The sequence below is a fragment of the Rhodococcus sp. A14 genome (assembly GCF_011603105.1).
Taxonomy (GTDB): Bacteria; Actinomycetota; Actinomycetes; order Mycobacteriales; family Mycobacteriaceae; genus Rhodococcus_F; species Rhodococcus_F opacus.
The window spans coordinates 17,320-29,471 of sequence record NZ_JAAOQS010000067.1 but is presented as its reverse complement, the minus strand read 5'-3'; the positions used below and the strand labels follow the sequence as shown (position 1 = coordinate 29,471).

Sequence of the window (12,152 nt, the reverse complement as noted above, 5' to 3'; positions counted from 1 at the left end):
TCAACGCCCATTCCCGGCTGACGTACTCGGACGAGCACCATAACGAAGGCATGGCCGCCGCCTCCACTCCCCGGGAACGGGGTGAGCGTTCTTCGGCGCCCTTCATTGCGAGGCGCGAGCGATGTTGACCGACAACAAATCCTGCTATCGCCCTACGTCACAGCGCCGATCGAGCCGAAAGTCGAGCATCGCGCGGCCCACAACGACCTTCGTAAACCACGCCCCGGATCAAATGGGATGTCCAGGAAGTGGAAACACCACGAAGTCGAGACCACACGCTGAGGCATATCAGTCCGACTAGGCCTGTTCAGCGGCCTCACAGTCACTGCTCCGTCAATATGGTCATCGCGCCCCTCGCGGAATCAGCGGCAACTCACCTATCCATCACATCGGGGTCGCAGGTCCGCAACGCCCCTGAGGAAGGGCCTAGCTCGGTGATGCACCGTGCATCACGGCAGCCATAAACCACCCTGACGTAATCAACGCCCCAGGCAAATCGGGATCCACACCCCACAGATGATGCACGGTGCATCACCGCGTAGATGGCACATCAGGTTGCAAACCGCGTGCGGCTGTGACGGCGGAAAGTCTGGTGCCTGGCGAGGCGGGGTGCCATACCCAACCGGTGATGCACGGTGCATCACCACCACCTGACCTCCGGGTGATGCACCGTGCATCACCATCCATCCCCCACTGAGACCAATATCGATCCACCAACATTTGGCTATAGAGGCTGATCCGCCATCGGAAAGGTCAGCGTCCCTGTCTTCGGCAGAAGTAGGTCTTCGAGATCCGTACGTGGACGAAGTTTCGCGAGTCGGGGCACTGGGAAAGAATCTAGGGCTCCCCAACCGGCTCGGACGTCGCACTCACGTCTTTGCAGCCGTCACCAACCGCACCGGTCCAACCACCATTGTTAATTTTTCCGTCAGCTAGCGGCGCTAATGCCCCGCAGCGCTAGTCGGCCGGCACCGACAATCACGACAATGTCCTCCGCCGCCAGACTGTACGTCTTGCTAATCGCCGCCGGTTGCCGGTGAATGCGATCTTGTCCGCGTGAGTTCCCCGTCCTTTGTCTGGATACTTCGGCGGAAGGCTGAATCGCCAGTATCGCACTCGTACTGGGCATGTATGCCTAGTCGCCAGTGGACGCGGCGCAAACTGCTCGTTTCTTTGTCGGACGCGCCCAACCACCCTGACGGCCATTGTTTGCTTCTCGCCGAGTCCAATCCTCGTCGAGGAGCTCAACGGTATCGAACACGAGGCATCGCGCACGTTCAACATCGAGGTCGTCCGAATAGCAGCCGTCCCGGGTGGTAGTCACGGGCCGCTCAGCCCGAGACTCAAGCAGGCGAGAGTCGGACCCGCGCCGATCATGACGACTAGGAGATGGCCATGGCTGTCATCGTTCGAAAGGTCGGCAAGGATTCTCGGCCGAGTTGCGGCATTCGTTGCGCGCGTTTGTACTACTTCGTCCCACGCGAAGGCTGCGTAGCGCGCCGCCCGAAGGCCAATCGGAGTGTCGGTGTCACCCATCGGATTGAGGGGTGATGGGGGTGACTCCTTTCGATGGCACCGCAAAATTCAACTCCTGCAAAGATGCTTTGGCGGATGAGGCGGTGATTCGTTTCCAACGGTCCGCGGCTCGAGCAAATGGGTTTCGCCACATCTCGCTAGCACGCCGATAGGGAGTGAATCGAAAGTCCTGCAAAGAGGTCCGATCTGCGGAAATGGCGAGATCAGAGATTGGCCTTACGGGGAGCGCGGGTGGCATTTCGCGGTGGACGGTGCGTAATTTTCTTCCAATCCCTTGTTGTCGGCGACGCGGTGCAAGTGTGCGTAAATCGCTGTACCACACAGATTTTGATTCATCACGTGACGTTTCTCGGGTGGTGTGATTACCTTCCGCTGCATCGCGAGATTTGATCAGATATTTCTCCGCTAGACAGAGTGTCGATCGCATACGATTCAGAGCCAGATTCACGCCTGGACGAGGCTCCGACGCGTCATTTTCGAGTTTTATTTAACCCGGCGTGTCGCTGCGCGGTTTAGTTAAACCCAAAGAGCAGGATTTAAGGCATGACAACTCGGAAAAGTCGGGGCGGGCGCCCAGCCCGCGACGTCGCCGTTCGCCATATCGGGGTTGAGTTCCCCGCGGAGATCGCCGACCGGATTCTCGCACCGGTTGACGATGGTCGTGTCAAGACAATCACCGATCGGATGATCGCGCTTGTTCAGCTGGCACTCGAGAACGAGCCAGCGATTCCAGCGCAAGCCAGACAGGAAGAGTTGCCGATGACGGGCTGAACAGAGCCCAGAAAAGGCGAAACCCCCCTTCGCTCGCCAGCTCCGGGGGTTCCGCTCGTCGTACAAACCGCCACGCAAGGGAGGAGGTCTGCCTTCTATGAGTATAGGACGCGCGATTCGTCGTGCGCACGCGACACGACGTGATATTGGTGTCGGCGACGTCTCATCTCAGCGTCAACGTGACAATTCCGTGTACGCAGACCTCATGTCGCCGGCCCTTCCGGCGTTCACGCATGCCGTGAGGGGGTGTCGATTCCACTAGCGAAAACGTCGGTGGGTCCCACCGTTTCCGGATGAGACCCACCGCCCATATTTGGCCGTTCCAACACGACCGCTCCTGTGATTGGCAGTCCCGCGAGCAGTCGTGTCGATACCGTGCGCTCTTGTCAGGGTAAGCCATGTCCTGCTGGTGATGCCAGCGACTCACGGCAACAACCTGGTTAAGGGCGCGTGAAAGGCGCGTCATGCACCCCAATTCTGCGGCTCAAGCGGCCGCATTTTCCGTCGACGCTGTTCAGATCACCCCTGTTGGCGAGGTTTCTACGACCAACGACCCAGAATGGGACGCTCTCGTCTCGGCCGCTGTCGAGCGGGTCAATGAAATCGAGCGACTCAACGCAGAGAGCGAGCAGCGTGGCCGGTCCTGGTCGTTACCCGTCGATCCCGGCCGACAAGCCTCAACACCAGCATGGACCGGACGAACTGCCTGGCAGCTCCAGGTCCGCAATGTGTTGAACTCCACCACCGGACGTGACGTTTGCCGGCGATTCAAGGTGAGCACAGAGTTTGTCTTCGCCGTGGCCGTAACCATGGCCTCGTTCGCAGAGCGGTCAACGGGCCGGCGCGTATGCGCCGCGCGGGACACGATCGCCCACCGCAGCGGAGTCAGCGTGTCAGTTGTAAAACGCGCGAGAAGGGCACTTCAGACACTTTCTGTCGCCCGCGAGATGGTACGAGGGAGGTACCTGAGAGCTGACGAATCGTATGCTGCTGAATCTCATCACGGGCGGATTCAACGTCGTGCGGCGTCAGTTTGGGCGCTGACATCACCGAAATCCCTGGTCATAGCCGCTGGACGCGCGGGGAAAAAGCTCTCCAAGAAGGTCCGACGCTCAAAGAATGCGGCTCGCTCGAGTTATCCCCAATTGCTCGCTCGTGGCCCCCTATCCCCTTCCAGGGGATTTAAGTTGTTATCTCTTGTTAGAGAGTTATCACCAAAACGCGCGCAAGCGCGCGCGGGCCAGCAATCTAAGAATCCTAAGTCCCTGGCACAGCAACCTCGACCGATCGGCCTGCAGCGCACAGCCGCAGAGCTGCTCGTTCATGCACCAGCATTCGAATCGGCTGGGCACATTGGGGCAATCTGCGAAGTCCTTGCGAGTGCCGGCGTTGATGGGAATCGCTGGTCCGGGCGTGACATCGCCGCTGAGCTCACGCGCGATACCCAACAGCGGGGCTGGATTTGGCCGCAACATATCGAGAGGCCTGTTGGATACCTCCGGTGGCGGTTGACTCAGATCGATTGGTCCCGTCCCTCACCATCTGAGATGGCCCAAAAAGCGGCCCAGGAAGCCCGTCAGCGCATCGCTGACCGCGACGCGCGTCTCGGTTGCCGTGATCACGTCGTGGCGACTCCTGGGCACCGTGAGCGGTGCAAACAAGCCCTTAATTCGAAGCTGTTTGAGCGTCGAAAGGCTGATGCGCATACCTGAACACTGATGATCGACTTAGGCAGAGGCCGATGGCCAGTTCTGGGGCAGCCAATTCCGCGAAGGGTCCTGGGTGCAGGTACATGCGCTGCGTAGGCGATGGTTTAGGGCGTCATGGTCCCTCAGCGAATGGCGATCGCTGTGGCCGAGCGTGATTTTGCAGTCCAAGTGCATGGGCCCACTCCTGCACTGCGCGTCAGAGCTTGGCGCCGGGCGCAACCAGTCGCCGGGCCGGTGGCCGGTTTGTATTGCCGTGTCTAGTTGCGTCCTTGGTCCATCGTTCGTCTAACCGGGTCAAGTCCCGGGGCGTGGTGTACGAAGGTTGTTGTGTGCCTACTCGTTGGTGAGCAAGGCAGTCAAGGCCGGTGTCACCTCCTCGTGAACTCGCTGGTGCTGTCGGTGGGATGTCGCTGCGGGAGCGGGCCAGCGCGTTCAGGCTGAGATAGCGGCGCTCTTCGATCCACTCGTCGTGTTATTCGGCGAGGACCGCTCCGACGAGCCGAATCCGGGCGGTGCGGTCGGGGAAGATTTCAACCACATCGGTTGTCCGGCGGAGTTCCTTATGGAGGTCCTCCTGCGGATTGTTCGTCCAGATCTGCTCGGGGAATCCGGTGAACGTGCCAACAGGTCCGGCCGGCGTCGAGGTGATCGGCGACCTTCGGCAGCTTCTCGGCGGCGGCACCTCGGTCACAAAGCGCTCGGAAGGGTAGCGCCGATCGCAACCACCGGCACGGCGTGCGCGTCGGAGGTCACCAATCGCACCCCGGGACAAGCCGCGGGCGACCAGGGACCGGCAGAACGCCAGCCGCCCGGCCCCGTCCTCGGGCTAGGTCACATCCACGACCAGGGTATGCACGTTGACCACCCGCTCGTTCTCCCGCACCGTGAGCACCAGTGCGTCGGCGGCGACAAACGTGTTAAGCCCGCCATCGAGTGGCTGGCTGCGGAACGCCTCGACCTGGGTGTCGAGGTCCTCGGCCATGACCGATACCTGCGACTTCGACAGCGAGGTGGTGCCCAGCGTGTCGACGAGCCGCTCCGTCCGCCGGGTGGAGACGCCGAGCAGGTAGCAAGTGACAATCACGGTGGCCTGTGCCTTTCGGCGCTCTTGCGGCGCCGCAGCAACCAGATGCTCCGGGAAGTACGAACCGGATCGCAGCTTGAGGATCGCTACTCGAGGGTGTCGAAGCCGTGGTGCAGGTAGCCGTTCCGGCTGTTGCCGCGCTCGTCGGAGCGTTGTTCCGTAGTCGGCGCCGCACCGTGCGTCGGCCTCATCAGGGTGTGGATGAACCGTCAGTAGCTAGTGCAGCAGGTCGGGGGTTGCGCCGGCGAGTTGGTCCGTCCGGATCTGCTGGAGGTCGATATCGTGGGCCCATGCACCTGGCTACGACAGGCCGGTCAGACGCGGAACCGATCGGTCTGCGGCCGACGAGCGCGGTGGCGGACACAGACCGCCGTCTTGACCCAAGTCACGTGCACCCGTAAACGTTTCGTCCCATGACCTACCCGGAGTTTTTCGGTGGCGTCGAGACGCGTCGGCTGGCACTCCCGAGCCGGACTTTCAACCGGTGAGTGGATGCATAAGCCGACCGGTACCCGGTCAAATCGCTAGAAAAATCAACGGCCTCAGTCATGTTCGATTGCCATCCGGCGATCCTGGACTAGCGGTTGACGGCGCTGGATGTGCGACGGCTGGGCGAGTCGACTGGAACTCGCTCAAGCCCTCGGATTTGTGGTCTCAAGCCCTGGAGCCGACCGCATCGGGGTGATGCACCGTGCATCACCCCGATGGATTGATCAGACGAGGTCGGGGGTGATCAGGCGGAGATGGAGGGGACGTTGACTGAAGGGATCACCCAACTTCCCGTCGGGTTGGTCTAGCGGGAAGGCTGACCCGTGCGCCAGGGTGCTTCACCGCTCGACGGATCACGAGACGTTTGCACGCAGTATTAGAAGTTTGGCCTCGCCTGTTGGATTGTGACAGGCGAGGCGGGTCGCCGCGTCATGATGGTTGGCGCTCAGTCCGAGCGTTCGGGACAGAAACGAATTCGACTGGGCGGCAGACCGTGATCCACAACCTGATCGCCATATCTTACCCAGGGCCGGGTAGGGAAGGTGTACTGAGCACTCCATAAAGCCCCGGCCAGATGGACAGCATTCGGTCAGTCAGCGGCACATTCGACGAAGGCGGTCGTGGGTGATGCACCGTGCATCACCCACGACTCGATCGAGCGACGCTCCCGTGAGCGCTAGCTGGTCAACTTCAAGTCCCATCCTCCTGTTCCTTGCATAAGTCGTCACACGCCCACTCCCCCGGTGCCGTCCAGGCCCGGTTGCGCTGCCTTGGGGGGACGGCCTCGCCAAGGTGAACCAAGGCAGTGGACTCGGGAGAGCGTCAATATGCCGGAGCAACAAGGATGCAGCGCAACGGGATGCCCCGCCGATCGCTAGAGCGAAACCGACATGCGCGCGGGGCCGTCCATCGCATCTCAGGACCCAGTTAGCCGGCGACCGGTATGACGCCACTTCCAATTGGCCCCAGCCCTCAGCGGAGATTTCCCACGAGGCTCATCAAGTGGAATGGCCTCGATGCTGATACGGCCCCAACAAGAGCGTGAAGGTTCACCGCCTCGACGTGACTTGCAACCCGTAGAGCAAGATCCGCTTCGTAACGAACGCCCCATCGATCGGTCTGGCAATGACCGTCCTACCCGGGCGTGAGACTCTTGTCGCCAGCGCCTACCGCGGCTTCCAACCTCATCCGACTGCCTGTGCGGTGATGCACGGTGCATCACCGGCGGGTTGCCACCTCTCTGGATCCTGGCGCATTGGTTTGGTCCCATTTGGATCGGTCATGCCGCCGTGATGCGCGGCGCATCCGGCCAGATCCCGTGAGGTGGTGTGTGAAAGGTCGCGACTCCTCGGGGTATACGGTCCGCGCTGCGGGCGCCCCCTCTTCGGGTTCTGCAGCGGCGATGTTGCCGCCAACGGAGTGGGCCAGATCGTCGCGGCCCGTCACAGGCACGGTGCTGACCTGGTCCGGCCCGAGGTGGGTCGCGCCCGCGGTGATGCACGGTGCATCACCGGTCGGCAGTGGAACGCTCACCTGGGCGTGAGACTCTGTGTGGCCACAGCCTCCCCCGCCTTGCATCCTCATCTGACTGCCCGTGCGGTGATGCACGGTGCATCACCGCCGACATGCCACCCGCCTCGCTCCTGCGGTATTGATTCGGCCCGGTTCGGGGTGGGATAGGCCTTCGGTGATGCACCGTGCATCACCGAAGGCCTCGACAACGGAAGGACTCGGCCGCGCGGGCGGTCAAGTAGGCGACGAGCCGCGCTGAGCGACTCCCTTGCGGTGATGCACCGTGCATCACCGCGAAGCGTGTTGTGTGGACCTCGCCTCGCCCCGGGGATCTTGACTTGGCCCGGCATGGGGTGGGTTACGCCGACAGTGATGCACGGTGCATCACGGCGAGATCCCGTGAGGTGGTCTACGAAATGTTGCGTGACTCCTCGAGACATGCGGTCCGCTGCGTCCTCTCCGTTCGGGTTCTGCAGTGGCGGTGTTACCGCCAAGGGGGCAGGTAAGAACGTCGAGGCCCATGACCGACGCGGTGGGGCGCCACCGCTTCGCACGGGCGGTGTTGACTTGGGAGTGGGGTGCGCCTTTGGTGATGCACCGTGCATCACCAAAGGCGTCGACAGGGAGTCGACAGGGAAGGGACTCGGCCACGCCTAGCGGTCAAGTGGACGACGAACCAGGCTGATCGCGAATCCTCTGCGGTGATGCACGGTGCATCACCGGTTGGCAGTGGAACGCTTACCTGGGCGCTGGGACTCTTCGCTGCCGAACCTAACCGCGGCGTGCAACCTCATCCGACTGCCTGGGCGGTGATGCACCGTGCATCACCCGGAGTTCAAAGCGATGTGATGCACGGTGCATCACCCCATAGGCGACACGCCGCCGGAGATATCAAAGGAGGCAGATCGATCCCAGTACGCTCCATCTAAATACATGCAAAGCATGCGCAGAATGGAGGATGATGAACGCCGGAGTGACATCCGAAATGGTGGCCGCCAGTCCATCGACCGGTCCGGCCGCGACCAAGCGAAAGCCAGCCGCGCGCAAACCGGCAGGCAGGAAGACAGCGAGTCGGTTCCGAAAGTTCGCTGGCGGCGAAGAGAGTGAGGAACTCGCGGCCGCCGCCTCCGGTGATGTAACTACTACGCAGGCGAATGGTGATGCAAACTCGGGCGGCATCACCGCCGCGCTGGCCGGATTGGCTGCAGCCGACGGTCAGACCGTTGTGCAGGTTCCGGTTCTCCAGACCGCCCCGCACCCGTTCAATGACCCGGACAGGTCCAAGCCTCAGACTGGCGACCCAAAGTGGGATGAACTAGTCAATGGGGCCAGGGCAAACGGCATCAAGGTTCCCGCACTGCTGGTAACGCGCGAGGGATTCCTCGCGGAGCGGCCTGACCTCGCTCACGCTATCGGTGACGATGCCGAGTATGTAGTCATCTATGGGCACCGTCGTCGTGCGGCCGCCATCGCAGCCGGCCTGGCAACGATTCCTGCGGTAATTGACGACGCCGTGATGGACGATCACGGCGACCTCGACGCCATGACGCTGGAGAATCTCGGACGCCAGGACCTTTCGGAGATCGCCGAGGCTCAGATGTTCGCTCGGTACTCCGAGTTGGGAATGGGCCAGCGTGCCATCGCGGACAAGCTGGGCGTCGATCAGGCGACGGTGTCAAGGCGGCTGTCGCTGTTACTCCTTGCCCCCGAGGTCCAGGCTGCGATTGCGGAGGACGCGATTCGAAGCGCCGAGGGCGCCGCTTTGGCGGGCGCGCTCCCCTACGGTCCCGCACGGAGCTGGCAGAAGAAGCCAGACCCGGCGCAAAGCTCGGATACCCGTCGTTCCGAGCAGCTCGCGGCGTTCACGCTGATTTCTGATCGCGGAATGAGCCCGACGCGCGCGGCTGAACGTGTGCTGACGGAACGGAAGTCCCGAGAGCAGGCATCGGCTGCGGGACTCGATATCGTGGATCCGCGCGAGCGGTTCGGTGAGAGCTTCCATGAGCATCGACTGTTCGAGGTGTCCGATATCGATCTCGCGAGCACCAAAGTCGTCGGCGCGATCGACCCCGGGCAAGGAACGCTTGTCTACTACGCCGTCGACAAACCCGCTCGAGCCGAAGACAATGCCGACGAGTTGGCCGCGAAGCGGGAAGCGGAAGCAGGGGCGGCGGCAGCGAAGGCGCGTCGAGAAGCGGGCAAGAAGCTCGCGGCCTCCGTTCCGTCACGGGAGAAGTTGGTGACCTTCTTTATCGACCAATACGCCTATGGCATCTCCGCTCTGGCGACGAGCAAGGAGGGGTGGAGGCTGGCGCAGGCATTTGTTGGATTGGAAGGTCTCGACTCCACCGAGTTCCGGGTGAGTGTTGAGAACGGCGACGAGAAGCGCCGCAGTGAGATCGCCTGGGCATGTGCGGTTGCAGGTTACGAACTCGCGGCAGCCGATTCCTCCCGGGAGTGGGGCCGTTCTGATCTCGCGTACTTGGAGTTGCTGTCCGAGCGTGCCGGTTACAAGCCGACCGCATGGGAGGAAGCCCGCCTCGACGCCGCGCGCCGCGCACTGTCTCTCGCCGATTGACGTCGGTGATGCACCGTGCATCACCGAGTTCGCCCCCGCCGCGGGGTGATGCACCGTGCATCACCCATAAGCGGACACCAACGAATCAGAACCTTCAAACCGCAAGGAGTTCCCGTGGCTACCTACGCAGTAGCAACCCTGTCCGGCAGTGCCGGCAAAACCACAACGGTCACCTCGACCGCCACGCTGCTCGCCCAGGACGGATACCGCGTCCGAGTTCTCGACATGGACAGTCAGGCAAACGCAAGCACCTGGCTCGGATACCCGGAAGCCTCCGGCAAGACCGCCGCCGACGTCCTCCGGCGCAACGCTTCTATCAAAGAAGTCGAACGCCCAGCGCGGGTGCTGCGGGGATACGACGAAGCCGACCAACCCGTGTACGAGGAGATCCCCAACCTCACAATCGTCCCCGCCGCTCGTGACACACTCGACAAGCTGATCGTGGAGCTGCCCGCAGTAACCGGTGGTGTCCTTCATCTGCGTGACGCCCTTGAGGAAGCGGATCCTGTCGACGTCACCTTAATCGACTCCCCCGGCTCCTTGAATGTTCTGGTGATCGCCGGCATCCTCGCGACAACCGTCGATGAGGAAGGGCCGTACGGATCGTGGGGCCTGATCACATGCACGAAGCCCTCCGGCAAGGAGAATGAAGGCATCCCGGCGTTGGAGCAGGAACTGCGGAAGATCAAGCGGACCTACCGCGTCGACGTTCCGCTGCTGTCCATCGTCCCCTGCGCAGTCCCCCCGATCGGCGACGTTTACCGTGAGCAGATGGACGATCTGCTGAGCGAATACGAGGACAGGGTGACGCCCCCGATCCGTCGCGCGAGCATCGTGGATGAGGCCTACACGAACTATGTTCCGGTGCCGATCTACGGTTACAGGGCAAAGACGGTCACCAGCGACTACCGAGCTGCGCTGACTCACATGCAGAAGCTGGGGCTGTTCGGACAACGGGCAGTGGTCGCGTAGGGACTGGAGGCCACCTGTGGTGAACGATGTTGGGCGGCACATGCGGCCTTCACGTGGGACGAGCACAGTCAATGTGCCCCATGATCTGCACGCCCTCGCCCGGGCCGCCGTACGCCTCGTGCGTCGCAAGACCGGGCGACCGTACTCGCTTATGCAGTTCACACAGGAGGCGTTCGCAGCGCAACTGAGAGTGATTGCCGAGACCTACAACGATGGTCGCGCGATTCAGCCAGACGCCGAGCCGTTGGAGCCCGGTAAGGCGGTGTGAGGCAAGGCGGGTGGCGTGGAGAGCTCCGGAGGCAGGCGGAAGGGCTTGTGACAAGCCGTCGATGCAATCGCCGCGGCGGTAAGCCCTCTGCTTGATCGTCATAGGCAAGCGAGGGCTACAAAGCGAGGGTCGCGAGCCAAGTCGGTGTGGTCGGCCGGCGCGGTTCCGTCGCCACGATCGATAGGACTGGGCTGTCCCCTTCCCGCGTTGATCGTGCCGTGCCGGACGGGTGCAGTCAATCGGGTGATGGACGACGGAAGCGGCTCCACAGTCCACGGCATGCGTACGCCGTTGCCGCACTGCCGCCGAAGATCAGAAGGGTTAGAAACAAGATCCCCGTAACCGACGTGCTGCCCTGGCCACTGACCCATTCCCAGCCCAGCGAGAGACCGGGCACCAGTGCCGCGAGACCGACCGTGAGGAGTACGACCAGACCCACGATCGTGTCTCGGGAGAACGTTGTTTCCGGCACCGCGTCACCATATATGGGCGGGTGTCCGCAGTGACGACCTTTTCCCGGAGGGTCTGCGTGCGATGTGTCCGACGGGCGGGGGACGCCACCGCCACTTTGCTGAGGCGACGGCGGCTCTCTCCACGACTGGACGCCCCTCCCCCGGTTCGCCGCCCCGTTCGATTATCGATTCGCGCGTGTCCGGGTTCGGTTGCCGCTATTCAGTCTGGTCGGACATCCAAATACAGGCGGAGTGCGTGTTCGACCAGCGCGCTACGGCTACCCGCGGACCACTCTTCGGCAAGAGCATCGAGTGTGGCGGTATCGGAGGCGATGATCCCGGCAAGAGGCACACGAGCCTGAATCTCGCTGTGCCGTCGGCGGCGCGGTTGCGCACCTGCCTCGCGCCGCTTGAACAGTCCAGCGCTTGCGTGAGGTTCTGCGGCGCTCCAGTGGCGTTGAAGTTCGCCGGCGTGCCTCTCAACAGCGTCGAGGACCACTTGCCCATAGGGACGCGCCGTTGCGCGGTCACGCTGTCTTTCCTCGAGCGTGAGTTGGCGCAGTGCGGTGTATACCGCCGGGGGGAGATAGACCTCAGGAGGGGCGGTCCGGATCGGCACCGGGCTGCTGTCGCTGCGTGTTTTGGGTTTCCGACGGGGCGCAACGACCGGCTTTGAAGCCTCAGACTGCAGTTGGGGGGCTTCAGATTCAGCGTTCGGCAATTCTGGCGACGCGTCGTCCGACTCGGGAGGATCGGGCAACGCTACGGGTGACGGTTCCGG

General features: G+C 62.6%; 6 protein-coding genes and 1 pseudogene. 4 read left to right on the top strand and 3 right to left on the bottom strand.

Going from position 1 to position 12,152, the window contains the following annotated elements; all coding sequences use genetic code 11:
• The first annotated feature begins 2,079 nt into the window (after positions 1-2,079).
• Complete coding sequence (locus G9373_RS28835) at positions 2,080-2,307, top strand: hypothetical protein (protein WP_005262432.1); 228 nt, start codon at positions 2,080-2,082, stop codon at positions 2,305-2,307.
• A gap of 1,535 nt (positions 2,308-3,842) precedes the next feature.
• Here the strand turns inward: G9373_RS28835 and G9373_RS28830 are convergent.
• Positions 3,843-4,013 (bottom strand): hypothetical protein, encoded by a 171-nt coding sequence (locus tag G9373_RS28830; RefSeq protein ID WP_166680784.1) that lies wholly within the window; start codon positions 4,011-4,013, stop codon positions 3,843-3,845.
• 336 nt (positions 4,014-4,349) lie between these two features.
• Positions 4,350-5,379, bottom strand: a pseudogene (locus tag G9373_RS28825) (transposase).
• Between the two features lie 2,683 nt (positions 5,380-8,062).
• On the opposite strand from G9373_RS28825, the gene G9373_RS28820 reads away from it, so the two are divergent.
• Positions 8,063-9,679 carry a ParB/RepB/Spo0J family partition protein gene (locus tag G9373_RS28820; RefSeq protein WP_240960792.1) on the top strand — a complete coding sequence of 539 codons (1,617 nt, stop codon included), beginning with the start codon at positions 8,063-8,065 and terminating at the stop codon, positions 9,677-9,679.
• A gap of 114 nt (positions 9,680-9,793) precedes the next feature.
• Positions 9,794-10,651 carry a ParA family protein gene (locus tag G9373_RS28815; protein WP_005571224.1) on the top strand — a complete coding sequence of 286 codons (858 nt, stop codon included), beginning with the start codon at positions 9,794-9,796 and terminating at the stop codon, positions 10,649-10,651.
• Between the two features lie 503 nt (positions 10,652-11,154).
• Here G9373_RS28815 and G9373_RS28805 read toward each other — a convergent pair.
• Positions 11,155-11,391 (bottom strand): hypothetical protein, encoded by a 237-nt coding sequence (locus G9373_RS28805; RefSeq protein WP_133987672.1) that lies wholly within the window; start codon positions 11,389-11,391, stop codon positions 11,155-11,157.
• Positions 11,392-11,627: 236 nt separating this feature from the next.
• Here G9373_RS28805 and G9373_RS28800 point away from each other — a divergent pair, with 236 nt between their 5' ends.
• Positions 11,628-12,047, top strand: coding sequence for a hypothetical protein (locus G9373_RS28800; RefSeq protein WP_167117993.1), 420 nt, complete (start codon positions 11,628-11,630; stop codon positions 12,045-12,047).
• Positions 12,048-12,152 lie beyond the last annotated feature (105 nt).

Coding starts and splice junctions, on each gene's coding strand:
- G9373_RS28835 (WP_005262432.1), top strand. CDS start 2,080: ATGACAACTCGGAAAAGTCGGGGCGGGCGCCCAGCCCGCGACGTCGCC.
- G9373_RS28820 (WP_240960792.1), top strand. CDS start 8,063: ATGAACGCCGGAGTGACATCCGAAATGGTGGCCGCCAGTCCATCGACC.
- G9373_RS28830 (WP_166680784.1), bottom strand. CDS start 4,013: ATGCGCATCAGCCTTTCGACGCTCAAACAGCTTCGAATTAAGGGCTTG.